Below are 25159 nucleotides of genomic sequence, written 5' to 3'. Positions count from 1 at the left end.
AGCCAGGGAGAGGGAGAGCCGATGGCGCGTGTCCTCTGGATCAGCACCGAGACTCCGGACAAGTCGGGCCAAGGTGGCCAGCGACGGCAGTACCACCAGATCCGGGCGCTCATCGCGCTCGGGCACCGTGTCGACGTCCTCGCGCTGGACGGGGAGCAGAATCCGGCGAGCATCGCGGCGCTGACGCCCACCCGCCGCCTCGGGATCTCGATCCTCGGCCGTCCGCTCCCGGTGCTCGTGGCCCGCTTCCGGCGGCGCATCCTGCGCGCCGACTGCGATGCCGTCGTCGTCTCGCACCTCGACTCGAGTTGGCTGCTGCCTCCCGGCGACGCGCTCACGGTGCCGATCCTGCTGGACGTCCACAACGTCATGAGCGACTGGCTGCTGCGGCGCGGCGAGGACGAGGCCGCGCAGGCGGCGCTGGCCGAGGAGGAGGCGGCGGCGCGGCGGTTCACGGCGCTGACGACCTGCTCGGAGACGGAACGGGAGCGGTTCGTCGCGCACCATCCCGCCGCCGCGGACAAGACGTTCGCGGCGCCGCTCGGGGTCGATCCCGCGGAGTGGCCGGAGGTCGAGTTCTCCCGGGAACGTCCGGTGGTGGCGCTCTTCGGATCCTGGTCGTGGCTGCCCAACACCCTCGGCCTGGAGTGGTTCGTCCGCGAGGTGTGGCCCGCCGTGCACGCCGCCGCTCCCGAGGCGCGCGCGCTCGTGGCCGGTTCGGGCACCGGGGACGTCACCGGCTGGCCGCCCGGAATGGAGGCGGTCGGACGCGTTCCCGACCTGGCCTCCTTCACGGCGGCCGCGACCGTCGTCGCCGTCCCCGTCCGCCTGGGCGTCGGAGCCGCGGTGAAGTTCGCCGAGTCGCTGGCCTCCGGGGCGGCGGTCGTCGCCACGCCCGACGGCGCCAACGCGTTCGACGAGAGCCCGGCGTTCGTCAGCGACGACCCGGCGGCCTGGGCGTCCTGGATCGTCGAGCGTCTCGCCCACCGTCACGAAGAACCGGCCCCCCACGCGGGGCGGGGGTTCGCCCTCACCGAGCTGACCTGGGCCAACGCCGTCAGGCCGATCGACGCCTGGCTCACCGCCGTCACCTCCTGACCAGCCGCGTAGCTACGCTCCGGGCCAGGACGCTACGCCAAGGCCGCGACGCTACCGGTCCCCCCGTAGCTTCCCGGCCGGAACGTAGCTACGCGAAAGCCCCGCCCGACAGCGAGCATGGATGGGACCGGCCCGGGCCTGCACGGGTCGAGGTCAGATGAGGTCGGCGAACTCCCGCTCGCGGCTCTGGAAGACCAGCACGCCGAGGAACAGCACGACCACGCTCGCGGCCACGGCGGCCGGGGCGAGCCACGCCTCGCTCGGCGTCGTGCCGAGCATGCTGGCACGGAACAGCTCGACCAGCCAGGCGAGCGGATTGGCGTAGAACAGCCAGCGGAACGCCTCCGGGACGGCACTGAGCGAGTACGCGATCGGCGTCGCGTACAGGCCGACCTGCAGCAGCCACGGGATCACGTACGTCACGTCGCGGTACTTCACCATCCACGCCGACGCCGCCAGCGAGATCCCGAGCGCAAACATCAGCAGGCACACCAGCCACACCGGCATGAGCAGCACGCCCCACCCCGGGTTCACTCCGTAGACGACGAGCAGCACGACCCCCAGCACGAGCGCCACGCCGAAGTCCAGAAGCACCGCGAACAGCGACGAGATCGGCACCAGCATCCGCGGGAAGAACACCTTCGCGACCAGCGCCTGGTTGGCCACGAGCGACCCGGACGCCCGGCTCACCAGCCCGTTGAACAGGTTCCAGGCGAGCATGCCGATGTAGCTGAACAGGAAGTACGGGACGCCGTCGGTCGGCAGACCCGCCAGATTGCCGAACACGATGGAGAAGATCCCGGCCGCGACGAGCGGTTGCAGCAGCACCCAGACGATGCCGACCGCCGTCTGCCGGTAGCGCAGGATGACGTCGCGCTGCCCGAAGCGGTAGGCGACCTCGCGAGCGTCCCACAGCTCCCGCCACCGCGGCAGATTGAGGCGTCCGGGCGGAGTGATGACCATCCGGCTCACGATCCGCTCCGTTCATAGGTGAAGTTGCTGAGCACGAGGGAGCCCTGGATCGCCTCGTCGTTCATCGACTCGGGGTAGGGCAGTTCGGGCAGCACCTCGAAGGACGCCGCCGCCTCCCACGCGTCCAGGATGCCCATCCGGCACAGGAACACGTCGACGGTGTAGCGGCCCGGGGTGAACCACAGCCCCGCCACGGTGAGGCGCACCCGCTGCTCCTGCTCGGGGTCGAACCACGCCTCGACCAGACGGGAGTCGCACTTGGTGACGAGCACCCCGTTGTCGTCGTTGATGTGGCACGAGATGAAGTACGAGCCGATCGACTCGGCGTTGGCCGGGACGTCGATCTCGATCACCTTGTCCTCGGTGCTCCCGAAGACGGTGTCGGCGACCCGGACGTCGCTGGTCCGCAGTTCGCCCGTCCCGGGCCTGCGTGCCGCGACGGCGGTCGTCTCGGCCACGGTCTCGAAGCTGTCCCGATACAACTGGAGGACGTCGTCCACCGTGCCGCTGTGCACGAGCCGGCCGGCGGACAGGAAGATCGCGCTCGTGCACAGGGCGGTCACGGTCGCCATCTGGTGGCTGACGTACAACACCGTGCGGCCGTCCTTGGCGACGTCGCGCATCTTCGCCAGGGACTTGTTTCGGAACTCGGCGTCGCCGACCGCCAGCACCTCGTCGATGGCCAGGATCTCGGTCTCGAGATGGGCGGCGACGGAGAACGCGAGCCGCACGTACATGCCCGACGAGTACCGCTTGACCGGGGTGTCGAGGAACTTCTCCACCCCGGAGAACGCGACGATCTCGTCGAAGCGGCGGACGATCTCGGCCCGCCGCATGCCGAGCAGCGACCCGTTGAGGAAGATGTTCTCGCGCCCGGTGAGCTCGGGGTGGAAGCCCGTCCCGACCTCCAGCAGGCTGCCGACGCGGCCGCCGAGCTCGATCCGGCCGGTCGTGGGCGCGGTGATTCGGGTGAGGATCTTCAGCAGCGTGGACTTCCCCGCCCCGTTCCGGCCGATGATGCCGACCGCCTCGCCGAACGGGATCTCGAAGTCGACGTCCTCCAACGCGTGGAAGTCCTCGTACTCGACCTTCTCGAACGGGTGCCGCAGGCGGTGCACGATGGCCTCGGTCGCCCGCGTCGGCCGGTGTTTGGACGACGACCGGATGCGGTAGACCTTCGAAAGGCCCGACACCGAGATCGCCGAGTCCGCAGCCCCCATCGACGCGCCTCCCCTCGCTTCGCGCCCGAGACTAACAGAGCGGTGTACGGGAGCGTCCCTGTCCCGAGTCGCACATTTGCGACCCGCTCCGATCGCGTCATGCTGGATGACGACATCGACCTGACCGACTATCGCCCTTCGGCTGGAGGCCGCGGACGTCGGCACCGCACGGGCGTGACCGCCATGGCGGCGGCGAACCACAACCAGACGACGTTGACCAGCACGCCGAGCAGGAACGCCCCGCTGACCGCGAACGCGACCGTCAGGATCGTGGCGGACACCGCGAGCAGGCCGAGCTGCCACAGCGGGACGGCGTCCGCGGGCGCGATCCCGGCTCCCGCCTCCCCGGGTCCGTCGGCGGGGGCGGCCGGCGGCAGGACCAGCCGGGCGAACGCCCCGGCGAGCAGGATGCTGCACACGACGTCGCTGGGACGGTGGGCGAGCGTCACGATGGACAAGGCCCCCAGCGCGCCGATCAGGACGACGAGTCCCCGCCGGGTGGCGCTCGTCCGGGCCGACGGCGGGAGCAGCCCCGCCCCGGCGAGGACGAGAGCCGTCGCCGTCGCCGCATGGACACTGGGCCAGGTGTTGAACGGATAGGTGTCGTCGCCGAGCCACGGTCGCGGCAGGAACGTCCGCAACAGCATCGCCCCCGCCGCGGTCAGGGCCACCAGCAGCCCGCCGCGCACCGCGGAGGCCCAGCGGCGCCGTGCCGCGGCGACGACCAGCCCGACGGACACGACGACCCCCACGAGGGCGACCGAGAGCGTCCGCGCCACCCGCAGCGGTTCGAGCGGGAAGCCCAGCTCCGTCAGCCCGAGGCCGACGGCCATGAGCGTGGAGTCCGTCGCCTGACCCGGCCCCGTCCAGTTCGCCACGCCGTACAGCACCGCCGCGGCCACGACGGAGGCGAGGATCAGGACGGCTCGGCGCGACCCCGCGTCAGGAGACGTCGGCAACGACATCCCGCAATCGGTCGCAGAAGCGTGCCTTGCCGAACGACTCGGCATGCGCACGGATCGCCGCCTCGTCCCAGTCGGTGTCCACCAGCCGGCCGACGCCCTCGCTCACCTGCGACGGCACGGGCTCGGAGAAGAAGAGCCCGTTGACGCCGGGCGCGATGGTGTCCAGGTACCCGCCGCCGTGCAGCGCCGCCGTCGGCTTGCCGAAGGACGCCGCCTCCAGCGGGGTCAGCCCGAAGTCCTCGTAGGACGCGGCGACGAGCCCCGCCGCGTGTCCGTACAGCCAGCGCAGCTCCTCCTCGGACACGCCGCCGAGGATGTGGATCGTCGGGTCGGCCGCCGCGAGTTCCCGCAGCCGCTCCTCGTCGGGACCGCGCCCGACGACCGCCAGCGACAGCCCGTCGATCCGCTGCACGGCCGAGATGACGACGTCCACGTTCTTGTACGGCAGCAGCCGCGCCACGCACAGCACGAACGGCCCGCCGGTCAGCCCCGCGACCGGCGTCTCGGGACCGTCGGGGCTCATCGCCGGCGGCGGCGCCAGCACCTCGGCGTCGATGCCGTACGTGTCGGCCACCGCCCGACGGATCACCGACGAGTTCACCAGGTAGCGGTCGGCCGTCGCCGCCTGCCTGTGATCCCACGACCGCAGCGCGGGCCCGAGGACGGCCAGGGCCGCCAGGGACGCCCGGCGCCGCAGCCGGTCCGACAGGCTCCCCTCGGCGGGACCGACGTAGCGCTCCTCCTGGTACAGCCACCGCGCCGGCGCGTGACAGTAGACGATCTTGCGGCCCGTGCACGCCATGCCGTGCGCCCAGCCCGACGAGCTGGCGACGACGACGTCGGCGTCCACGGTCATGCGCGACACCACCGGAGCGTAGAAGGGCAGCGCCCGCCGGTGATCGTGCCGGAAGGCCGGTACCTTGTCGAGCACGGACGTCCGGATGTCGAGGGACTCGAAGTCGGCGAACGTCGCCGACGGCTCGTAGAGCGTCGTGTACAGGGGAGCGCCGGGGAACGCCTCGGCCATGATCGCCACCACACGCTCCGCCCCGCCACGCTGGGTGACGTAGTCGTGAGCGAGGGCCACGGGCGTGGCTGCCGTCACGGTCGACCTCCCGTCCGTCGGAGCGGACCGTCCCGGCCGCGCGTCGGGTCTCCCCCCGCCACGGCCGACACAAGCACCTTTGCCTTACTATAGGTGAGCCTCCGACAGCGGCCAGTCGTGCGGTCGGCCGTCCCGGAGCGGGACGTGAGGTGACGCAGGCGGGAGGACGCACCGTGAGGATTCGACCCGAGGGACTGACCTGGCAGGAGATCGACGGGGAGCTCGTGATCCTCGACCTCCAGAACTCGACCTACCTGACAACCAACGCGGCCGGGGCGATCCTGGCGAAAGAGCTCACCGAGGAGCGCAGCCTTCCCGAGCTCGCGGCCCGTCTCGTCGCCGAGTTCGGCATCGACGCGGCGACCGCCGAGCGGGACGCCGCCGCCTTCGTCGCGCAATTGGAGGCCAAGCGGCTGCTGGCCGACCCGCCCGCCGCGGACTGACCCGGCCCGGCGGCACCGCCGCCACGTCCCCGCACCGGGGCTCCTCACGGCAGCGCCCTGACGCGGTACCGCCGCAGCAGGTGACGCTGGGTGAACCCCAGGCCGCGGGCGCGCACCTCCCGGCGCAGGATGGCGTCGATCCGCTCCCACGGCGCGAAACGTCCCGGGACGCCCCGCTCACCGGCCGGACGCACATAGCCGAACTCGTCGCGGAGGAAGTCGTCCACGGCATCCTGGAAGGTGCCGTCGGCCGCCATCCGGGCCGGGTAGTCGACCTGGGCGCTCGCCTGGCGGGCGTGCGTCCGGTACGCCACGCAGGGGACCCCGGTGCGTGCGAGCCGGAACCCGCCGGTGACCGCCCGCAGGTACAGGTCGTAGTCCTCGGCCACGACCTCCCGGTAGCCGCCGAGCGCGTCGACGACGGACCTCTTCGCCATCAGGGTCGGGTGCGCGAGCGGGCAGCCGATGAGCAGGTGCAGCGCCATGGCCCGCTCCGCGATGGGGTACGGGATTCCCGGGTGGAGCCGCAGCGGCGGGGTCGAGAACCGGACGACGGGGGACGTCACGAGATCGGCCGACCCGAGCGCGCGGGCCTGGTGGCGGAATCGCCAGGGAAAGCACACGTCGTCGGCGTCCATGATCGCGACGAACTCGCTGTCGGACCGGGACAGCAGGGCGGAACGCGCCCGCGCATAGCCGACGTTGAGCTCCTCCCGCAGCACCCGCACCCGCGCGTCGCCGGCCGTCCCGGCGACCACGGCCGTGTCGTCGCGCGACCCGTCGTCGAGGACGATCAGCTCCGCGTCCGCCGGCAGCGCACGCACCACCGAGCGAACCGCCTCGCCGATCGTCGCGGCCGCGTCCTTGGCCGTCATCAGCACCGAGAGCCTGGGCATCGGCGAAACCCTACAGTCCGCTCTCCCGGTCCGACACGGCCGCGAGATAGGCCTCCCGCGCGGCCGGATCGGGGACGTCGCGGTACAGCACGCGCTCCTCGGGCCCCTCGGCGGCGACCCGGCGCTCGATGGCCCTGACCTGGTAGGCCTCGACGAGCGCCTCACGCGACGACGCGACGACGGTCCGGCGCGCGCTGGAATACAGCCGCCCGCCGGTCGCCCGGTCGCCCGGAAGCCCCGGGAACGCGCCCCGGGCGTCGCGCCGGTGCGCCAGCCTCCCCCACAGGCCGGCGGCGAGGACGCCGTCCGGCGGGCGGTGCGCGAAGCCGAGGCATCGGTCGACGCGGGCGAGGACGAGCGCCGCCGGCGTCTCGAACCGCGCTCCGCGGGCCCGCGCGGCGAACTCCGTCCACTCGAAGCCGGGGGCGGCCGCCGCGTAGTGGACGTCCCCGATCCACATCAGCCGGCCGGCCCCCGCCTGCGCGGCGTGGAACACCAGGTGCAGGACGGTGTCCACCGGGTCGAAGACCCGCACGCGTGCGCCGCTGCCGAGCACGGCCTCCCGCGAACGGCCCAGCATCGCGGGCAGGTCGATCCGGAACGCACGCCGCAGCTTCGGGGTGACGGCGATGTCCCAGTGCAGATCGATGTGGGTCCCCGCCGGGCCGCGGAGCGCGATCTCCGCGCGGCCGGTGCGCAGGATCTCGGGCCAGTTCCGGTCGGCGAGCACACACCCGGCCGCCAGCAGCAGATCCAGCGCACGGGCGAAGTCGCGGCGGTCGACGAACAGGTCGACGTCGTAGTACTCGCGCATGTCGGGTGCCGGCCAGACCAGGTCGGCGGCGACGGGGCCCTTCCCGACGACACACGTCACGGCGGCACCGGCCAGCACCTCGTACACCAGGCGCAGATCGGCACCGGCCTGCATGTGCCGCATGAGCTGCAGGTGGCGCTGCGCCGCGAGCGGGGCCGCCCAGTCCGCGGGACGGCCCGCGGCGTCCTTCACCCGGCGATGCAGAGCGGGCCCGACGCGGTGCATCCGCCCCGCCGCCACGACCGACTCGGACGGCTCGCGGGCGACCTCCTCGCCGAGCGCCGCGGACGTGACCCCGCGGACAGCCTCGACGAGGAGTCCCGCGAGAGGCCGCAGGGGCGGGACGCCGTTGTCTCCGCCCCGCGGCCGATGCCTCTGCCGGGTGGCCGTCTGCGGCCGGATCGCCGTCACGCCACCACCGCCGTCCGCAGCCGCTGTGCGACACGCGGGTCGAACGGGGGACCCCACGGGACTTCGGCCACCACGACCGGCACCCGTCGGGCGACCGCGGCCATCGCCGCGAAATGCTCCGTGGCGACGCGCTCGTCCTGCCATCCGGCGAGTCGCAGGCAGCGCAGCAGCAGGAAGGGCGCCTCACGGGCCGGCACGGGGTGCAGCGCGATGTCGGCCAGGTCGTGCCGCGGGCTCGGGACGACGATCGCCCGGAGCGGCACCCTGTCCTGGGCGTCGTCGGCGAGACGCAGCACGTGCCGGTCGTCGGCGCTGCGCCGCCGTCCAGGGCCCGCGTCCGCAGCGAAGAGCGTGGCGAGCTCGTCGGCGCCCTTGCGCAGCCGCAGCTCGGTCGCACCCAGCCGCGCGACCGCACCGTCACCGTCCATGTCCACCCGCAGCACATCGTCGGTGATGAGCCGGGCCCCGTCGGCGCACAGCAGCGTGGCCATGGTCGACTTGCCCTGCCCCGAGTTCCCGACGAACGCGATCGCCCCGCCCCCGACGTCGACGGCGGACGCGTGCAGCACCGGCAGCCCCCGCAGGAACAACTGGAAGGCGAGCAGGCCGCCGGTCGTGAGGATCGTGCCGATCCCCGGATCGGCGGCGGCGTGGCGGTGCAGCACGACCTGCGTCAGCTCGGGCGAGATCCGGAACTCGCACGCTCCGTGGAATCGCAGCACACAGCCCTCCGGCGTCCGGGCGGCCGAGTAGGTCCGTTCGCCGTCCCACCAGTGGTCGAGGATCGGCTCGCCGTCGGCGATCCCGGCGGGGACGTCGATCGCCCCGCCGTCGAGCACGACGACGTCGGGCTCCGTGCCGACCGGCACCGGACGTGACTGGTGGAGGTCGAAGTCCGTCTCGACGACCAGCCCGTACAGCCTCGACAGATGTCTGTCGCTCATCGCAGCCCCGCCTCGTCCAGATCGATCGGCATCACGACGAACCCGGCGGCGGCCCGGGGGCGCGGCGCGAAATCGTCCACCACGACGCCGTCCACGACGAGCCACGCATGCGCCCTGACCTCCGACGTGTCCTTGCGCACACCCACCTGCAGCACGGGACGACGCTCGCGCAGGGCGTGCCCGACGAGCAGCGCCTGACGCAGGCAGGTCCCGTTGAACGGTCGCCGCGAGATCACCCTGCGCACGTCGTCGACCGCCTCCCGCTCCCTGATCGTGAGCAGCAGCGCCGCCGATTCGCGCCCGGACGGGTCGCCGGTGCCCACCCCCAGCCGCCCGGCCGTGCGCGGCAGCGGTTCGTGACGCAGCGACCACTCCACGAGGATCGCGTTCGCGGCGACACGGGCCATCCCGGCCCAGCGGCGGGGAGGCAGGCGGAAGACGCGGCCGAGACGTGCGACGGCGTTCGTCATTCACGGCCTCCGGCGTCGGACGCCGCCGCGGTCTGCGTCGCCAGCCAGGCGTCGTGGACGAGGAAGGACGCGACGGGATGCGGGCGTTCCTTCAGCCACTCGGCCCGCAACGGGCCCGGGTCGACGACGGTCGGGTCGACGCCCTCACCCGTCCAGCCGACGGCGAAATCGCGCTCGTCGTCGCCCCAGCGGGACGAGTTGAACGCCGCCTTGCTCGTGCGGGCGAGGATCGCGTCGGGCAGCAGGTCGGCGAACAGGTGCCGGAACACGTCCGTGCGGCCCCGGAAGCCCCAGGCGCCCCCGTCCTCGGCGAGGGAGTCGACGAAGAACGGGTTGAGCAGCGGGTGACACAGCGTGGCGCCGGCCAGCTTCGCGGCGACGACGGAGTTCGCGTCGACGAGCTCGACGGACCGCTGCCGCAGCACGCCCCGCCGCGACCGGTCCCAGCGCAGCGGTCCGCGGGTCGCGGCCAGGCCCGCGAGGACGTCCGGGCGGGCGGCAGGGCGGATCCACGGCAGCCACCCGGCGTCCAGCCCGTGGCGGACGGTCGTCCGGCGGTACACGGGGTTGGGCGTGAGCGCCGCCGCGGCGGCACGCGCGAGGCTGCCCGGCACGCGCGGGAAATCCTGCCTGACCAGGGAGAGCGGCGTGATCCGCGCACCGGCGAGGAGGCCGTCCCCGCCCTCCCCCGTGAAGAAGACGGCTCCCTCGGCCGCGCCGAAATAGAGCGCCTGCGTGTGGACGGCGACCGGCCACACCGTTCCCCATCGACCGAGACTCCCCCGCGTCTCGGCGCTCAGCATGCGGCGCTGCGTCGTCACCTCGATCACGGCACGACGGCGGAGCCCGAGGTGGTCGAGCACGAACTGCTGCCAGCTCGTCTCGTCGGTGTCGGGATCGTGCGGGTAGACAGCGGTCACCGGCACGGGATCGTCGGCACCGAGCCGACGGCACACGAGCGTCACGACCGCCAGCATCGCCGACGAGTCGCGACCGCCCGAGAACAGGACAGCCGCACGCCCGTGAGCACGGACGACGGCATCCTCGATCACCGCCTCCAGCGCCTCGCGAGCCGAGCAGAACCCCTCGGACGGCTGGGCCGGCACGTTCGCCGAAAGACCCAAGGGTGTCCCGGCCGATCTCTCCAGCCCTGTAAGGCGCCTGAACTGTGACGCAGGCATCACTGGAACAGATGTGGCCCGGGGATCAGCTCCCCGGGCCACGTCAGTGCTTTTCAGGAATGGCCGTTACCGGAGCCGGGCAACTGAACCGTCCAGCCCCACAGGTGGTATTCGTCATTCCATTCGGTGAGGGTATCCAGGCCGCGCGTCAGACCCGCGACCGTCCCGACCTCAACCAACGTTGGTGCCTCATACGACATGTGCAACTCCCCCCAGTTAGAGCACAAGCACTCCATGTGCTGCGCATAGGTTACCTAGACCCGGACCGGCTCCACAGCCGTTCATCCAGAGGACATTGCGTCGCCGCTATGCTCATCGCGTGGCCATTCCCGGGTCCATGGACATTCAGCGTCCACGACGGTCCTTCGGTCGGCTGAGACACCTTGTGCGCTTCAGCACCCGTCTCGTCTGGCAGTCTGCCCGGCTGCCCTTCGTGGCTTTGACGTGCCTGCAGCTCATCACCGCGGTCCTGCTCGCCGCCCAGGTGATCGTCGTGCAGTGGCTGCTGACCGCGATCCTGGATCTCGCCACCACGGGAGTGCAGCCGGTCGTGCTGCCGATCCTCGCAATGGCCCTTGTCACCGCCCTGAGCGCCGTCACAGGGTCGCTGCAGGGCTCCCTCTCGCGCTACGTGGGCGAGGGCGTCGCCCGGACGATGTGGCAATCGGTGCTCGACGTGTCCACCGGGGTGGGCCTGCGTCAGTTCGAGGATCCGTCGTTCTTCGACCGGCTGGACCGCGTCCGTTCCAGCGCGCTGACCCGCCCGTTCCAGGTGACCAGCGGTGTCATCGCGTCGATCGGGGCCGTCGTGGCCGGCGTGGGTCTCGGCGCGACCCTCGTCGCGTTCAGTCCCCTTCTGCTCCCCCTTCTCCTGATCGGCGGCATTCCCCTTCTCCTCACCAGCAGGCAGGAAAGCCGGCTCGAATTCCGATTCAGCGTCGCGCAGACGCAGCCCCTCCGCCACCGCACCTACCTGTCGATTCTTCTCACCGGGCGGGATGAGGCGAAGGAAGTGCGCGCCTATGGTCTCTCGCCGAATTTGCGGGCGCGTTTCAACGCCGTGTACACGCGCTATCTCGACGATCTGCGCGCCCACCTCCGTCGACGGGCCGGCCTCAGCTTCGTCGGGCAACTGACGTCGGCGCTCATCCTCGGCCTGACCCTTTTCGTCATGGTGTGGCTCATCGCCACCGGCGGATTGTCCATCGCCGCCGCCGGAGCCGCGCTCGTCGCCGTCCGCATGATCGCCTCCCAGGTCCAGTCCCTCTCGGGGGGCGTCCAGGCGATCTTCGAGTCGGGGCTGTTCATCGACGACCTGGAGGAGTTCCTGCGGCTCGCCCCCGAACGTCCCGCGGTCGCCGCACCGCCGCCGCGCCCCTTCACCGAGGTCGTGGCCGACCGCGTCACGTTCACCTACCCGGGCCGCGAGGCCCCCGCCGTGGCGGACGTGTCGATCCGCATCGGCCGCGGCGAGGTCGTCGCGCTCGTGGGCGAGAACGGATCGGGCAAGACGACGCTGGCGAAGATCATCGCGGGGCTGTACCCGGTCGACGGCGGGGTCGTCACGTGGGACGGCGTCGCGCACGAGGATCTCCCGCCCGGCACGGTGACGGCCGGCACCGCCGTCATCTTCCAGGACTTCGTCCGCTACGCGATGGATGCGCGGACGAACATCGCGCTCGGGCGTCCCGACGAGGAGCCCGACGACGCCCGCATCGTCGCCGCCGCCGAGGCCTCGGGCGTGGCCGCGTTCGTCCCCGACCTGCCCGAGGGGTACGACACCCCGCTGACCCGCCTGTTCGCGGGCGGGCACGACCTGTCGGGCGGGCAGTGGCAACGCGTCGCCCTCGCCCGGGCCTTCTACCGGGACGCCCCGCTCGTGATTCTCGACGAGCCGTCGGCCGCGCTCGACCCGCGCGCCGAGTACGACCTGTTCTCGTCGCTGCGCGCCACCCTCGCGGGCAGGTCGGCGCTGGTCATCTCGCACCGGTTCTCCACGGTCCGCGCCGCCGACCGGATCTACGTCCTCGACGCAGGGCGGGTGATCGAGTCGGGCTCGCACGCCGACCTCATGGACCGGGACGGGCTGTACGCCGAGCTGTTCCGGCTGCAGGCGGCCGCCTATCTGCCGCGCGACGAGGCATGACGGTCATCCGCCGGACATCCGCCGCCGCCGCGCGCTGACTATCATGTGCCCACGGTCACCACACAGGGAGGTCACATGGACCTGAACGCGCGGGCGATCGCCTTCTACCTGCCGCAGTACTTCCCGATCCCCGAGAACGACGAATGGTGGGGGCCGGGCTTCACGGAATGGACGAACGCCGCCAGGGCGCGACGGCTGTTCCCCGGACACCGGCAGCCGACGCTCCCCTCGGAGCTCGGCTTCTACGACCTGCGGGTGCCGGAGACCCGCCAGGCGCAAAGCGACCTCGCCCGCGAGTACGGCGTGGAGGCGTTCGCGTACTGGCACTACTGGTTCGGACACGGCACGCGGATCCTGGAGCGCCCGTTCACCGAGGTGCTCGCGTCGGGGGCACCGGAGATCTCGTTCTGCCTCGCCTGGGCCAACCAGACCTGGAGCGGGATCTGGCACGGTGCGAGAGACCGCATCCTGCGCGAGCAGCTCTATCCGGGCGCCGAGGACGACCGGCTCCACTTCGAGACGGTGCTGCCCGCGTTCCGCGACGAGCGCTACCTGCGGGTCGGCGATCGTCCCGTCTTCTACGTGTTCCGCCCCGAGGACCTGCCCGACGCCGCCGAGTTCGTCGACCGCTGGCAGGCCATGGCCCGCCAGGCGGGCCTGCCGGGGCTGTACCTCGTGGCCGAGATGAGCAACATGCACGGCGAGATCCGCTACGACCGGGGCGAGGCCGACGGGTTCGACGCCAGCGTGTTCATGCAGATCCCGGCCGTCAGGACCGACGCGGCGGTGTTCCGGATGCGCGCCTTCCGCAAGCTGTTCGGCGGTCCCGAGATCTACGCGTACAACGACGCCGTGCAGGCGGACTCCCTCACCGGCCCGCACATCCAGCCCTGCGTGTACCCGAACTGGGACAACACCCCGCGCTCGGGCCGCGGCGGCGTCGTCCTGACGGGCGCCACACCCGAGAAGTTCCGGCGCAACGTCGCCGCCGCCGTGGCGACGATCGCCGACCGGCCGCCCGCCGAGCGACTGCTGTGGATCAAGTCGTGGAACGAGTGGGCGGAGGGCAACCACCTCGAGCCCGACCTCACCGACGGCCGCGCCTGGCTCCAGGCGCTGCGGGAAGGACTGCGTCATGGATGACCGGCCCCCGGACGACCACCGCCTCGACGATCGTCCGCTGCGGATCGCGATGATCTCCTACTACCTGCCGAGCGGGAGCAAGATCGGCGTCGGGTACCAGGTGCACGAGCTGGCCACCGAGTTCGCCCGCCGCGGGCACACGGTCGACGTGTTCAGCGAATGCCCTCCGGTCAAGGGCGCCCGGTACGGACACCACCGGATCCACCTCGACGGCCCGTTGCGGACGTTCCGCTTCGCGACCCGGCTGCGGCACGCCGACCTGAGCTCGTACGACGTCCTCCACGCCCACGGCGACGACTACTGGCTGTGGCGGCGCCGGGTGCCGCGTCACGTCCGGACCCTGCACGGATCGTGCTTCGAGGAGGCCCTGCACATCAAGGGCCTGAAGGAGAAGGCGCGGATGATCCTCCTCGGCTTCTCCGAGGTGCTCGCCACCCGGGTCGCCGACGTGACCGTCGCCGTCTCCCCCGCCACCCTGCGCTGGACCCCGTGGGTGCACAACGTCATTCCCAACGGGATCGACACGTCCCGCTTCCATCCCCGATCCGGCCTGTCGACGCCGCACCCGACGGTGCTGTTCGTCGGCACCTGGGGCGGCCGCAAGCGCGGCGGCGAGCTCGCGCGGATCTTCAGCGAGCAGGTGCGCCCGGCGATCCCCGACGCCGAACTGCTCATGGTCACCCAGGACGCGCCGGCCGACCCGGGCGACGGGGTCACGGTGCTCGGCCGGCTGTCCGACGCCGAGCTGGAGGAGGCCTACGCGAAGGCCTGGGTGTTCTGCCTGCCGTCGTCCTACGAGGGATTCGGGATCCCGTACGTCGAGGCGATGGCGTCGGGCCTGCCGGTCGTGTCCGCGCCGAACATCGGCGCCAGGTACGTGACCGGCGAGGGGAGGTACGGCGTGCTCTCCTCCATGGGGGAACTCGGCTCCACCCTCGTCGAGGTGCTGCAGGACAGGGAGCGGCTGGCGGAGCTGGCGGCAGCGGGGCTGGCCCGGTCGAAGGAGTTCTCGCTCACCCGTGTGGCCGACGCGTACGAGGAGCTGTACCGGACGCGCGGGCGGGGCTGACCGCCGGGTCGCCCGTATCGCGGTCCGTGCTGCACCCAGCGTCCACCACGGATCGAACCCCGGGATGTCAAGGGCATTCACATGTCGCGCTGGTAACATCCGTCTGAATTATGGCGAGGAACGGGTCTCAGCAATCGAAACGTTCGCGACTGTCGCCGCTCCCGTGGGTGTTGTCGACCCTCGCTCTGGTCCTCCTGGCGACCGCCTGGTGGATCAACTTCCGGTTCGGATCGGTGATCCTCGAGCAGGTTCTCCTCAATCTCCCGATCACCGGTGGCGAGGGCGTCGGCAACGACCGACTGGTGATCGAGGCGGCCGTCGTGTGCATCGGCTTGCCCGTGCTCGTCGTCAGCCTGGTCGCCGTCGCCCGGCGGCTGATCCGGCGGGCGCGCGGTCATCGTCCGCCTCCCGTGAAGACCGCCGTGCGTCGTCCGCTCGTCGCGACCGGGCTCGCGTTCGCCGTGTCGCTGGCGGTGCTGCTGTCGGTCACCGGCGTCCCGCAGTATGCGGTGGCGATCCTCAGCGATCGCACCTTCGCCGCGTACTACGCGACGCCGGCCGTCGCCGCCGAGGCGAAGGAGCCCCGCAACCTCATCACCATCTATCTCGAATCGATGGAGAACACGTTCTCCGACGCCTCCATCTTCGGCAGGGACCTGCTGTCCGGACTCGACGACGCGACCTCCGGCTGGGAGGTCTACGACGGGCTGGAGCAGTACCCGAGCGGCGGGTGGACGATGGCCGGGATCGTCGGCACCCAGTGCGGGATCCCGCTGAAGAGCAAGCTCCTCGTCGACGGCGTGAACCCCAACGACTTCGGGGAGAAGGTGACGACCTATCTGCCGGGCGCGACGTGCCTCGGCGACGTCCTGTCCGAGGAGGGCTACACGAACGTGTTCCTCGGCGGTGCAGACTCGCGGTTCGCCGGCAAGGGGACCTTCCTCTCCGATCACGGGTACGACCAGATCCTCGGCCGGGAGGTCTGGGAGGCGGCCGGCGAGGACGAGGAGGACATCTCGGTCTGGGGGCTCTCCGACCGACGACTGCTGGAGCACGCCCGGGAGACCGTCTCCGAGCTCCGCGCCTCCGACACCCCGTACAACCTGACGATCTTCACCCTCGACACCCATGAGCCGGGCGGCGTCTACCCGAGTTGCGACACCGACGACGCCGTGGCGATGGCGACGGCCATCACCTGCTCGATGAGCGCGGTCGCCGACTTCCTCGGCTACCTCGAGGACGAGGGCGTCCTCGACGACACCGTCGTGATGCTCATGGGCGACCATCTCAAGGCGACGAGCGACGGAGGCGCCTTCAAGACCGAACTCGAGGGAGCGTCCGACCGCACCATCGTGTTCCGCGTGTCCAGCCCCGACCCCGTCGCGTTCGACCGGCCTCGCACCGACCAGTTCAGCATCCTGCCCACGACGCTCGAACTGCTCGGCTTCTCCCTCGTCGACGGCCGGGCCGGGCTCGGGGTGTCGCTCATGGGGGGTCACGACCTCACCGACACGGCCCTCGCCCTGCCCTCCGACGAGTACGAGGCAACCGTCACCGCGCCGTCCTCGGCGTTGTACAAGGAGTTCTGGCAGGACTAGGGCCGCCGGGCCACGGCCCACGAGGGACAGGACCATCCGCATGTCCGCTGTCGAGCACGGCACGCACGCGCCGGAACCGAACCTCCGCACGGTCGTCGGGTTCCTCGTCTTCTGTGAGCTGGCCAGCGGCTTCGTCCAGGGCTACTACTCGCCGCTGATCCCACGGATCGCCGAGAGCCTGGCGATCAGCGACGCCGACATCACCTGGTTCATGACGGTGCAGACCCTGTCCGCGGCCGTGTGCGTCCCGCTCCTGTCGAAGCTGGGCGACATGTTCGGGCACCGGCGACTGCTGCGCCTCGCGATGGTCTCGGTGACCCTCGGGTCGCTCGTCATCGCCGTCGCGCCGAGCTACGGGCTGATCCTCGGCGCGCGAGTCCTGCAAGGGCCGATCGCGGTGTGGCTCCCGCTGGAGGTGGCCATCGTCCACGGCCGGCTCTCGGGGGAGTCTGCACGACGAGGGGTCGGGATGCTCGTCGCGAGCCTCACCGGCGGTGTGATCCTGGGGACGCTCGCCGCCGGGCTGGTCGCCTCGGTGTCCCCCTCGCTCACGGTCACCTCACTGGTGCCCCTGATCCCCCTGGGAATCAGCCTCTACGCGGTGTACGCCCAGGTGCCGGAGACGCCGTTCCGCACGCCCGGTCGCATCGACGTCCCCGGCTTCCTCGGCCTGGCGGTCGTCATGGTCACGCTGCTGAGCGGGCTCGGGCTCGCCTCGGCCGGCGGGGTCGGATCGTCCGCCGCCCTGATCCTGCTCGGGCTCGCCGTGGTCCTGCTCGTGCTGTGGGTGCTGTGGGAGCGACGCACCCGGAGCCCCGCCGTCGACATGGCGCTCGTGGCGTCCTGGAAGGCGGCTCCCATCCACCTGTCGGGCTTCCTCTTCGGGGCCGTGCTGCTCGGCGGCCAGTCTCCGCTGACGACGTTCCTGAGCGCGGACCCCGCCGTCACCGGCTACGGCTTCTCGGCCTCGCCGGGGAGGATCTCCCTCGTGATCGCGGCGATCGGGCTGCTCGCAACCGTCGGCGCCGCCGCATTCGCGCGGATCGCCCACGGCATCGGTCCGCGCAGGACGCTCGTGCTCGGCGCGACTCTCGCGATGGCGGCCCACCTGTTCATCGCCGCGTTTCATCTGCAGATGTGGCAGATCTGGGGCTACGCGGTCGTCGCGGGGTTCGGCATGGGCGTGCTGCTCGGCGGCCTTCCCGCCTTCCTCGCCGAACTCACGCCCACGGGCCAGACCGGCGAGTCGGTCGGCGTCTACAACGCACTCCGGACGCTCGGCGGTGCAGCGGGGGGCGCTCTGTTCGCCGTCGCGCTCGGCACGGCGACCGCGCAGGGCGACACGTTCGCCGGGGTGTGGGGCTACGCCACGATGTGGGTCCTGTGCGGCGTCGCCTTCCTCGTCAGCGCCGTCGTGCTGCTGATTCCGAGGATCGGGCCCCTGGGCGCACGGGACCGCTCGACCGCCACCGAACAGTCCGAAGGCACGGGGACGTCCGCATGAACCGTCCCTGTCCGCGCTGACGATCACGGTCGACGCCCTGCTGTGGTCGGGTCGGGTGCTGTGGTCGGGTCGGGTGCTGTGGTCGGGTCGGGTGCTGTGGTCGGGTCGGGAGCTGCTGTGGTCGGGTTGGGAGCTGTGGGCGGGTTGGGCTCGGTCCTGTGGCTGGGGGGACGGAGCCGCGCGCAACCACCCGCCTCGCAAGCTCGGCGGGGGCCAGTCCCGTCCACGCTCCCGGCTCCGTCCCCCCAGCCACAGGACACCTGTCCGATCCGCACGTGGTCGGGAGAATCCCGGAACCGCTCCACGCCCCGACTCCCAACCGAACCCACACACGCCCGAGCACCCACGACCGCTCGTCCCGGGAAGGCACCCCGTTCGAAGCCCACACCCGCGCGCGGCCCCCGCGCCTACGGCTGCGACCTCCGACCCGCCAGGGGCCCCACGCGTCCGCTCCGCCGAACCCCGGATCGACCCGGAGCTCCGGTCCACAACGCGGAGCGAGCACAGCCCGTGCGTGGCAACTGGGGTTAGGGTGGCGAGCAGACAGGCACACATCGGACGTGTGGGAGGTCGGCGTGGACGTGCTGTCGGGACTCAGCCAGGCGGTGGACGGCTTCCGGCTGGCCTACGAGCGGACCGGGCGAGGCCCGGGCGTCGTGCTGCTCCACGGCTGGCCGGGCGACCGGACGGATTACCGCGATGTCGTGCCCCTCCTCGCCGAGACGACCGAGGTCGTCGTCGCGGACCTCCGCGGGTTCGGCGAGTCGGACAAGCACGTCCGCGAACCGGCAGAGGCCTACAGCGTCGAGGCCCAGGCCCGCAGCGTCCTCGGCCTCATCGAGGAGCTCGGCCTCGACCGTCCGGTGATCGGGGGGTACGACATCGGGAGCCGGATCGGCCAGCAGCTCGCCTGCACCCGGCCCGACGTCGTCCGCGCGCTGGTGCTCGCTCCCCCGCTGCCCGGGCTCGGGCAACGGGTGCTCGACCCGACGGTGATCGAGGAGTTCTGGTATCAGTCCTTCCATCACCTCGACCTGGCCGACCGGCTCGTCGACGGCAAGCCCGACGCCGTGCGCGCCTATCTCGAACACTTCTGGCGGCACTGGTCGGGCCCGGGGCACGAACCGGCACCCGAACACCTGGAGCACCTCGTGACGGTGTACGGAGCACCCGGAGCCTTCACCGCCTCCATCGGGTGGTACCGCTCACGCTCCAACATGTTCGCCCGGGCGGTCGCCGAGCGCTCACCCGCGCCGCAGCGCCGCATCGCCGCGCCCACGACCGTCCTGTGGCCCGAGAACGACCCGCTGTACCCGCGGGCCTGGTCCGACCGGCTCGGCGAGCACTTCTCCGACGTCCGGACGATCTGCATGGGTGGTGTGGGCCACTACGTCCCGGTCGAGGCGCCCGCGGCCTTCGCGGCCGCCGTGCTGGACGCCGTCCACGCCTGACCCGCGACGGACGCGCGGTCACTCGCCGGCCATGCTCGCCGCGAACCGCCGGGTCCGTTCGTCCTGGCTGAGACGCGAGCAGTACGAGCAGAACTTCCCATCGGGGATCTCATGCCAATGGCAACAGGTACGGCGGTCGTAGAAGAGCCTCGGACCCTGCGGTCCGGACAGGACGCGGAACTCGCCGAGCCGCCCCAACAGCGGACGGGTCGCCAGCACGGGCTCGACCGCCGCCCGCACCTCGTCGGCAGCCCGGATCCGCGACAGGGCGCGGGCCGCCTGCCCGATCCCGGCCGCGATGTTGCCCCACAGATTGGGAAGGGTGAGGGGGTAGCGCTCGTGGAGATGACCGGCCAGCACCAGCAGATGCTCGTCGACCAGACCGCGGACGAGCTCCTCCGGGGTGTCCGCCGGCCGCGTGGCCCCACTCAGCCGGACGCTCGCCGGGCTCGCATCGCGCACGCACATGCTCACCCGGCCCGGTGACGCGTCCAGCGCGGAGCGGTTCAGCACCCACACCCCGACGACGGCCCCGCAGAGCCGGTGGCAGTAACGCTGGAAGAACAGGGACGCCGCGTACCGGCCCTCCTCGATCCGCCGGAAGGCCGCATGGTCCGCGACGAGCGTCGCGACGATGTCCGGTTCGCCCACGAGCGCCTGCGCCTCGTACCACCGACCTCCGATCTCCATGCCGGCGGCCGGGAAGAGCCGGCGCAACTCGCTCAGCGCCGGTCCTGTCGGGTCGGGTTCAGCCATCGATACCTCCTGAGAGAACTCCCCTGTCCAGGGTGAGAATGCGGTCGCACAGGACGCCCAGCACCGTCGGGTCGTGACTGACGAGGACGATCGCCGTGCCGACATCGGCCAGCTCGCGAAGCAGCCGGATGATGCCGGCCGCGACGGAGGCGTCCAGGGCGCTCGTCGGCTCGTCGGCGAGCAGCAGAGCGGGAGACCGCGCGTGGATGCGGGCGATGGCGACGCGCTGGCACTGCCCGCCGGAGAGCTGCCGCGGGGTCAGCCGCGGGTCGAGCTCCTGCAGGCGCACCGCCGCCAGCGCCTCCCTCACCCGACGGCGACGCTCGGCACGCGAGCAGTGCAGAAGAGGCTCCGCGACGCTGCGCCCGATCGGCCAGCGCGGGTTCAGGCTGCCCGTGGCGTCCTGGAAGATCATGCCCACCGAGCCGGGGGCCGGCCGGTCCCGGCCCTGCCAGCCGAGCGAGCCCGCGGTGGGGGTGAGGACCCCCGCGAACAGCTTGAGCACGGTGGACTTGCCGCAGCCCGACCGGCCCTGGATCCCGACGATCTCGCCGGCCCGGACCGTCAGCGACAGGCCGGACAGGAGGTCCTCGCCGCCGCCGTAGCCGAAGCCGATCGATCGTGCTTCGAGGATCATCGGTTCACCACCGGGCAGGCCGCTCCGCGCTCCAGGGTCGGGGTCAGGCGGAGGCAGTCCGCGGTCCGGTGGGCGCAGCGTGGGGCGAACGAGCATCCCGCCTCGACGACGGTGAGGTCGGGGGGAGAGCCCTCCAGCGGCACCGGGAGGCCGTGACCGGGCCGGGGTATCGCGGCGAGCAGCCCGGTCGTGTAGGGGTGCCGCGGGCCGTCGAGGACGTCGCGGCAGGCACCCTCCTCGACGATCCTGCCCCCGTACATGACGAGGATCCGGTCCGCATGGCGCCGCACCAGGGACAGATCGTGGCTGATCAGAAGCAGAGCATCGGCCGCTGCGCGCAGTCGCGCCGCGATCGCGTCGGCGAGCTGGTGGTCCAGCGCCGCCGTCGGCTCGTCCGCCACGACGAGCTCCGGCCCCCAGACGCTGCCCGCCGCGATCTCCGCCCGCTGCAGCATCCCCCCGGACCACTCGTGCGGGTACTGCCGCGCCCGGGCGGCGGCCCCGTCGATGCCCACGTCCCGCAGGGATCGTTCGATCATCTCTCCCGACGGCCTCGCGCCCTTCACCCGCCACGCCTCGGCGACGTTCGCGCCCACCCGCCACAACGGATCCATGGCCCCGAAGGGATCCTGGCTCACGTAGCCGAGCCGGGTGCCGCGGACGCGTCTCAGCCCGGCCGCCGGAGCGCCGTTCAGCTCGGTGTCGCCCAGCCGCATGCTGCCCTGCACCTCGGTGCCCCGCGGCAGACCGCCGAGCAGCGCCTTGGCCACCGTCGATTTTCCGCAGCCCGACTCGCCGACGAGGGCGAGCACCTCCCCGGCGCTCACCCGGAACCCGACGTCCCGGACGGCCAGCGCCCCCTTCGGGTAGCGCACCGACAGGTGCTCGACCGCCAGGATGGTCATGACTCCCCCGCATTCCGAGCGGCGTCGCTCACCGCTTCGCCGATGAGGTTGGCCGAGAGGGTGAGGGCGACGATCGCGATCGTGGGGACGGCGAACAGCCACGGCGCGTTGGTGAGGTAGGCGCGGGACTCGCCCAGCATGGCGCCCAGCTCCGCCGCCGGAGGCATCGGCCCGAGGCCGAGGAACGACAGTCCGGCGAGCCGTACGATCACCCCGCCGAGGTCGAGGGTCGCCACGACCAGCATCTGGGGCACGACTCCGCCCGCGATGTGGGTGAGCAGGATGCGCCACCGGCCGACGCCGGCGAGCCGCGCCGCCTGCACGTAGGGTCTGTGCACGATCGCCAGCGCGTACGCCCTGGCCAGACGTGCGTTCCCGGCCCACGACGACACGATGAGGGCGATGAGCAGATGGTCGAAACCCGGCCCGAGGAGCCCGACGATCGCCAGGGCGAGGATGAGCCCGGGCACGGCGAGCACCACGTCCACGATGCGCATGAGGACGGTGTCGAGCCTCCGTCCGCCGGTCGCGGCGAGGACGCCGACCAGGATGCTGATGGTGAGGGAGCCGACGAGCACGAGGCACGCCGCCAGCGAGGAACGGATCGTCGCCTCGATCGTCCGGGCGAGGACGTCGCGCCCCAGATGGTCCGCGCCGAGCCAGTGCTCCACGCTCGGCGGGGCGAGCTTGGCGTCCAGGTTCTGCGCGGCCGGATCGGGAAGGCCGAGGAACGGCGACGCGACGAGCACCACCGCGAGGACGACGACGATCCCCAGGCCGATCCGGCCGAGGGGGGTTCGCAGCCCGCGCCGCAGGGGGCCGCGGACGGTGCGGGCCGGCGCTCCGCCGCGCGCGCCGCGGACCGTTCGGACGGCCTCGCTGACGGTCATCGCTGCACCTGCTGGCGGAGCCGCGGGTCGACGGCGACGGTGAGCAGGTCGGCGACGAGGCTCGACGCGACGTAGACGAGCGTCGCGATCACCGTGAACGCCTGGACGACGGGCAGATCGCGCGCCAGCACGGACGTCACCATGTAGGCCCCGATCCCCGGCCAGGTGAAGACCGTCTCGATGATGGCCGCCCCGCCGAGCAGCGCACCGGTCGACACGGCGACGATGTGGATCAGCGGCGGAGCGGCGTTCGGAGAGGCATGCAGCAGAAGGATGCGCCGAGGGGTCGCGCCGCGCGCGTGGAGCACCTGCGCATACCCGGAGTGCAGGCCCGCCACGACACCCCCGCGCCACACCCGCGACCAGATGTCGAACATGCCGAAGCACAGGCACACCGCGGGCAGCAACACCTGCGACCACTGGCCGTCGAGGACGACGCTCCCCCAGCCGAGAGGGACGACCGCATAGGAGATCAGGAGCAGACCGACGAGGAACGACGGCGTGGACGCGCTCACGATCGCGGCCCCACGCAGGACGTGGTCGGGCCAGCGCCCCTCGAACCGCGCGGCGACAAGCCCGGCGGGCAGCGCGACGGCGAGGCTGAGGAGCAACGCCGCGACGGCCAGGCGCACCGTCGGCACCGCCCGCGCGGCGAACTCGGAGACCACCGGCTGCCCCGACTGCCACGAGAAACCGAAGTCGCCGGTCACGGCGCCCTTCAGCCACGAGAGGTACTGCAGCGGGAGAGGCTGGTCGAGTCCGAGGTCGGCACGCATCTGTGCCACCTGATCGGGCAGCGGTTCGGAGACACCCCGCGCGATCAGGGTGAGACGCGCGGGATCTCCGTCCATGAGCGGGACGAGCGCCCAGATGAAGACGCTCGCCCCGAGGGCCACGAGGACGGCGGTGGCGGTCCGCCTGAGGAGGAGGCGGAACCACCACCGCTGCCACGGCGCCCCGGCTACGGTGCGGTGTTCCACCGCAGGTGCGCCCGGACGTTGGAGACCGTGTAGTCCTTCCAGGCCGGCGAGGCGACCACGAGGAACCGCTTGTACGTGGCGGCGAAGACGTATGCGTTCTCCGTCACGATGATGTTCTGGGCCTCCTTGAGGAGCGTGTCACGCTCCCCTTCGTCGAAGGTCGTCTGCAGCTTCGCGCCGATGGCGTCGACCTTCGCGTTGGACAGTCCCTGCGCGTTGGCCGAGCCCCCGGTCGTCCACCGGCTCAGGAACGGCTGGATCGGATCGGCGGTCCCCGACAGCGACCCGTTGAGGCCGATGGACGAGTCCCAGGCGGACATGTCCGCCTTCACCTTCGCGGAGTCCTCGGCGTTGTTGATCTGCAGATCGAACCCGGCCTCCTTCACCTGCGCCTGCATGGCGCTGGCCAGGGCGAGGGTCTCGGGGCCCTGCGCCTGCGTGACGAAGCGCACGGTGAGCTTCGTCCCGTTCTTGGTGCGGATGCCGTCGGACCCCTCGGTCCAGCCCGCGGCGGCGAGCACCGTCTTGGCCTGCTCGACGTCGGTCTTCTGGTTGGCGACGGCGTACGACATGCTCGCCGGGTACAGGCCGGTCGCGGTGTCGAAGACCCCGTTGGCCACCTTCTCGGCGAGCTGGGCGTAGTCGACGGACATCAGGAACGCCGTGCGGACCGCGGCGTCGTCGAACGGCGCGGCGGTGAGGTTCATGTCGACGAGCAGCGCCTGCAGAGCGAGTTCCGACTGCAGGAAGTAGGCGTCGGTGCGTCCGTCGAGCGACAGCTTGGCGTCCGGTGACGGGTAGAACGCGAGGTCGGCCTGCCCGCTCTGGACGCCGGCGATCCGCGCCTGCTCATCGGCCACGACCTTCACGGTGACCGCCGCCATCGCCGGCGTGCCGGCCCAGTAGCCGTCGTAGCGGGTCATCTCCAGGTTCTCCGGCGTCCACGAGGTGATCGCGTAGGGACCGGTGAAGGCCCCCTTCCCGGCGATCTTCGTCGAGTCGCCGTCGGCGGCCTCGACGACGGACACGTCATAGATCTGGAAGGCGTTGTCCCGCGAGGCCAGTGCCGCCGGGACCATGGCGTTCGGCTGGGGCGTGGTCAGCGTCAGGGTCAGGTCGCCGGTGGCGGTGAACACGGACTTCGCGTCCATGTACACCTGGCTCGCCTTCGAGCCCGTCACCTGGCGGTTGAGCGCTTTCGCCGCCGCGGCCGCGTCGAGCTTCGTGCCGTTCTGGAAGGTGAGCCCGGATCGCAGGGTGATGTTCCAGGTCGTGTCGGTCGCCCGTTCGACCTTCTCGGCCAGCCAGGGCTGGATCTCGCCGCTCTCGTCGACCTGGAGCAGGTTCTCGGCGATCCCCCAGTCGAAGAGCCAGTTCGTCCCGGACTCGTTCGGGTCCAGGCTGGCGACCTTGTAGGAGTTGTAGATGGTCAGATGGTCGTCGGCGGCACTTTGTGTCGGTGCCCCGGCTCCGCTGCCGCATCCCGCCAGCACGATGGCCAGCACTGCACTGATGATGGCCGTCCATGTTCGGCGTCTGCGCAACATGTGAGCCTCCTTCG

Annotated in this window: 24 protein-coding genes; 8 read left to right on the top strand and 16 right to left on the bottom strand. The window is 71.7% G+C overall.

What is annotated here, in order from left to right; all coding sequences use genetic code 11:
- Positions 1-21: 21 nt before the first annotated feature.
- The gene (locus G555_RS21070) at positions 22-1098 is read left to right on the top strand and encodes a glycosyltransferase family 4 protein (RefSeq protein ID WP_028707950.1); all 1077 of its coding nucleotides are present in this window, start codon (positions 22-24) and stop codon (positions 1096-1098) included.
- 153 nt (positions 1099-1251) lie between these two features.
- On the opposite strand, the gene G555_RS0104510 is transcribed toward G555_RS21070, so the two are convergent.
- The 4 genes from G555_RS0104510 to G555_RS0104495 form a co-directional block, all read right to left on the bottom strand.
- Positions 1252-2061, bottom strand: coding sequence for an ABC transporter permease (locus G555_RS0104510; RefSeq protein WP_245581195.1), 810 nt, complete (start codon positions 2059-2061; stop codon positions 1252-1254).
- Between the two features lie 5 nt (positions 2062-2066).
- A complete protein-coding gene (locus G555_RS22785) occupies positions 2067-3290 on the bottom strand; it encodes an ABC transporter ATP-binding protein (RefSeq protein WP_036921254.1) in 1224 nt (407 codons plus the stop codon).
- Between the two features lie 128 nt (positions 3291-3418).
- Complete coding sequence (locus tag G555_RS0104500) at positions 3419-4255, bottom strand: phosphatase PAP2 family protein (protein ID WP_028707948.1); 837 nt, start codon at positions 4253-4255, stop codon at positions 3419-3421.
- Positions 4233-5360: a glycosyltransferase gene (locus G555_RS0104495; RefSeq protein WP_028707947.1), complete on the bottom strand. Its 1128-nt coding sequence runs from the start codon at positions 5358-5360 to the stop codon at positions 4233-4235. The genes G555_RS0104500 and G555_RS0104495 overlap by 23 nt, the downstream gene beginning before the upstream one ends.
- 173 nt (positions 5361-5533) lie before the next feature.
- Here G555_RS0104495 and G555_RS0104490 point away from each other — a divergent pair, with 173 nt between their 5' ends.
- Positions 5534-5803: a PqqD family protein gene (locus tag G555_RS0104490; RefSeq protein WP_028707946.1), complete on the top strand. Its 270-nt coding sequence runs from the start codon at positions 5534-5536 to the stop codon at positions 5801-5803.
- 44 nt (positions 5804-5847) lie between these two features.
- Here G555_RS0104490 and G555_RS17940 read toward each other — a convergent pair whose 3' ends face one another.
- From G555_RS17940 to G555_RS23350, 6 genes are all read right to left on the bottom strand, one after another.
- Positions 5848-6699, bottom strand: coding sequence for a glycosyltransferase family 2 protein (locus tag G555_RS17940; RefSeq protein ID WP_051208436.1), 852 nt, complete (start codon positions 6697-6699; stop codon positions 5848-5850).
- A gap of 10 nt (positions 6700-6709) precedes the next feature.
- Complete coding sequence (locus tag G555_RS0104480; protein ID WP_028707945.1) at positions 6710-7924, bottom strand: nucleotidyltransferase family protein; 1215 nt, start codon at positions 7922-7924, stop codon at positions 6710-6712.
- Positions 7921-8868 (bottom strand): phosphoenolpyruvate carboxykinase (ATP), encoded by a 948-nt coding sequence (locus G555_RS22550; RefSeq protein ID WP_028707944.1) that lies wholly within the window; start codon positions 8866-8868, stop codon positions 7921-7923. The genes G555_RS0104480 and G555_RS22550 overlap by 4 nt, the downstream gene beginning before the upstream one ends.
- A complete protein-coding gene (locus G555_RS17935; RefSeq protein WP_036921251.1) occupies positions 8865-9338 on the bottom strand; it encodes a lasso peptide biosynthesis B2 protein in 474 nt (157 codons plus the stop codon). The genes G555_RS22550 and G555_RS17935 overlap by 4 nt, the downstream gene beginning before the upstream one ends.
- Entirely contained in the window at positions 9335-10444 is a 1110-nt protein-coding gene (locus tag G555_RS17930; RefSeq protein ID WP_211223173.1) for an asparagine synthase-related protein, read from the bottom strand. Before G555_RS17930 ends, G555_RS17935 begins: the two co-directional genes overlap by 4 nt.
- 128 nt (positions 10445-10572) lie before the next feature.
- A complete protein-coding gene (locus G555_RS23350; RefSeq protein ID WP_169337861.1) occupies positions 10573-10719 on the bottom strand; it encodes a lasso RiPP family leader peptide-containing protein in 147 nt (48 codons plus the stop codon).
- 119 nt (positions 10720-10838) lie between these two features.
- Between G555_RS23350 and G555_RS0104455 the strand changes: the two genes are divergently transcribed.
- From G555_RS0104455 to G555_RS0104430, 6 genes are all read left to right on the top strand, one after another.
- A complete protein-coding gene (locus G555_RS0104455; protein WP_245581194.1) occupies positions 10839-12665 on the top strand; it encodes an ABC transporter ATP-binding protein in 1827 nt (608 codons plus the stop codon).
- A gap of 75 nt (positions 12666-12740) precedes the next feature.
- On the top strand, positions 12741-13808 hold the full coding sequence (locus G555_RS0104450; RefSeq protein WP_028707941.1) for a glycosyltransferase WbsX family protein: 1068 nt from the start codon (positions 12741-12743) through the stop codon (positions 13806-13808).
- A complete protein-coding gene (locus tag G555_RS0104445) occupies positions 13801-14877 on the top strand; it encodes a glycosyltransferase family 4 protein (protein WP_028707940.1) in 1077 nt (358 codons plus the stop codon). Before G555_RS0104450 ends, G555_RS0104445 begins: the two co-directional genes overlap by 8 nt.
- Positions 14878-15044: 167 nt before the next feature.
- Positions 15045-16475, top strand: a complete 1431-nt coding sequence (locus tag G555_RS0104440; RefSeq protein WP_051208434.1) for an LTA synthase family protein — start codon at positions 15045-15047, stop codon at positions 16473-16475.
- Positions 16476-16515: 40 nt separating this feature from the next.
- On the top strand, positions 16516-17979 hold the full coding sequence (locus tag G555_RS17925) for an MFS transporter (protein ID WP_051208432.1): 1464 nt from the start codon (positions 16516-16518) through the stop codon (positions 17977-17979).
- A gap of 575 nt (positions 17980-18554) precedes the next feature.
- Positions 18555-19430 carry an alpha/beta fold hydrolase gene (locus G555_RS0104430; RefSeq protein ID WP_245581193.1) on the top strand — a complete coding sequence of 292 codons (876 nt, stop codon included), beginning with the start codon at positions 18555-18557 and terminating at the stop codon, positions 19428-19430.
- Between the two features lie 18 nt (positions 19431-19448).
- On the opposite strand, the gene G555_RS21065 is transcribed toward G555_RS0104430, so the two are convergent.
- Genes G555_RS21065 through G555_RS0104400 form a run of 6 tightly spaced genes read right to left on the bottom strand, consistent with a single transcriptional unit; the run spans position 19449 to position 25145 of the window.
- Complete coding sequence (locus tag G555_RS21065; protein WP_051208430.1) at positions 19449-20186, bottom strand: hypothetical protein; 738 nt, start codon at positions 20184-20186, stop codon at positions 19449-19451.
- Positions 20179-20823 carry an ABC transporter ATP-binding protein gene (locus tag G555_RS17915; protein WP_051208428.1) on the bottom strand — a complete coding sequence of 215 codons (645 nt, stop codon included), beginning with the start codon at positions 20821-20823 and terminating at the stop codon, positions 20179-20181. The genes G555_RS21065 and G555_RS17915 overlap by 8 nt, the downstream gene beginning before the upstream one ends.
- A complete protein-coding gene (locus G555_RS17910) occupies positions 20820-21728 on the bottom strand; it encodes an ABC transporter ATP-binding protein (protein WP_051208426.1) in 909 nt (302 codons plus the stop codon). The genes G555_RS17915 and G555_RS17910 overlap by 4 nt, the downstream gene beginning before the upstream one ends.
- On the bottom strand, positions 21725-22618 hold the full coding sequence (locus G555_RS0104410) for an ABC transporter permease (protein WP_084634711.1): 894 nt from the start codon (positions 22616-22618) through the stop codon (positions 21725-21727). The genes G555_RS17910 and G555_RS0104410 overlap by 4 nt, the downstream gene beginning before the upstream one ends.
- The gene (locus G555_RS17905) at positions 22615-23598 is read right to left on the bottom strand and encodes an ABC transporter permease (RefSeq protein WP_051208424.1); all 984 of its coding nucleotides are present in this window, start codon (positions 23596-23598) and stop codon (positions 22615-22617) included. Before G555_RS17905 ends, G555_RS0104410 begins: the two co-directional genes overlap by 4 nt.
- The gene (locus tag G555_RS0104400) at positions 23580-25145 is read right to left on the bottom strand and encodes an ABC transporter substrate-binding protein (protein ID WP_028707936.1); all 1566 of its coding nucleotides are present in this window, start codon (positions 25143-25145) and stop codon (positions 23580-23582) included. The genes G555_RS17905 and G555_RS0104400 overlap by 19 nt, the downstream gene beginning before the upstream one ends.
- Positions 25146-25159 lie beyond the last annotated feature (14 nt).

It is taken from the genome of Propionicicella superfundia DSM 22317 (assembly GCF_000423465.1).
GTDB lineage: Bacteria > Actinomycetota > Actinomycetes > Propionibacteriales > Propionibacteriaceae > Propionicicella > Propionicicella superfundia.
Note: the sequence above shows the minus strand (reverse complement) of the source record. Positions and strands in the feature narration are given on the sequence as shown.

Excerpts from the sequence above, each read along its gene's own strand:
- G555_RS21070 (WP_028707950.1), top strand. The coding sequence starts at position 22 with ATGGCGCGTGTCCTCTGGATCAGCACCGAGACTCCGGACAAGTCGGGC.
- G555_RS0104510 (WP_245581195.1), bottom strand. The coding sequence starts at position 2,061 with ATGGTCATCACTCCGCCCGGACGCCTCAATCTGCCGCGGTGGCGGGAG.
- G555_RS22785 (WP_036921254.1), bottom strand. The coding sequence starts at position 3,290 with ATGGGGGCTGCGGACTCGGCGATCTCGGTGTCGGGCCTTTCGAAGGTC.
- G555_RS0104500 (WP_028707948.1), bottom strand. The coding sequence starts at position 4,255 with ATGTCGTTGCCGACGTCTCCTGACGCGGGGTCGCGCCGAGCCGTCCTG.
- G555_RS17940 (WP_051208436.1), bottom strand. The coding sequence starts at position 6,699 with ATGCCCAGGCTCTCGGTGCTGATGACGGCCAAGGACGCGGCCGCGACG.
- G555_RS22550 (WP_028707944.1), bottom strand. The coding sequence starts at position 8,868 with ATGAGCGACAGACATCTGTCGAGGCTGTACGGGCTGGTCGTCGAGACG.
- G555_RS17935 (WP_036921251.1), bottom strand. The coding sequence starts at position 9,338 with ATGACGAACGCCGTCGCACGTCTCGGCCGCGTCTTCCGCCTGCCTCCC.
- G555_RS23350 (WP_169337861.1), bottom strand. The coding sequence starts at position 10,719 with ATGTCGTATGAGGCACCAACGTTGGTTGAGGTCGGGACGGTCGCGGGT.
- G555_RS0104450 (WP_028707941.1), top strand. The coding sequence starts at position 12,741 with ATGGACCTGAACGCGCGGGCGATCGCCTTCTACCTGCCGCAGTACTTC.
- G555_RS0104445 (WP_028707940.1), top strand. The coding sequence starts at position 13,801 with ATGGATGACCGGCCCCCGGACGACCACCGCCTCGACGATCGTCCGCTG.
- G555_RS17925 (WP_051208432.1), top strand. The coding sequence starts at position 16,516 with ATGTCCGCTGTCGAGCACGGCACGCACGCGCCGGAACCGAACCTCCGC.
- G555_RS21065 (WP_051208430.1), bottom strand. The coding sequence starts at position 20,186 with ATGGCTGAACCCGACCCGACAGGACCGGCGCTGAGCGAGTTGCGCCGG.
- G555_RS17915 (WP_051208428.1), bottom strand. The coding sequence starts at position 20,823 with ATGATCCTCGAAGCACGATCGATCGGCTTCGGCTACGGCGGCGGCGAG.
- G555_RS17910 (WP_051208426.1), bottom strand. The coding sequence starts at position 21,728 with ATGACCATCCTGGCGGTCGAGCACCTGTCGGTGCGCTACCCGAAGGGG.
- G555_RS0104410 (WP_084634711.1), bottom strand. The coding sequence starts at position 22,618 with ATGACCGTCAGCGAGGCCGTCCGAACGGTCCGCGGCGCGCGCGGCGGA.
- G555_RS0104400 (WP_028707936.1), bottom strand. The coding sequence starts at position 25,145 with ATGTTGCGCAGACGCCGAACATGGACGGCCATCATCAGTGCAGTGCTG.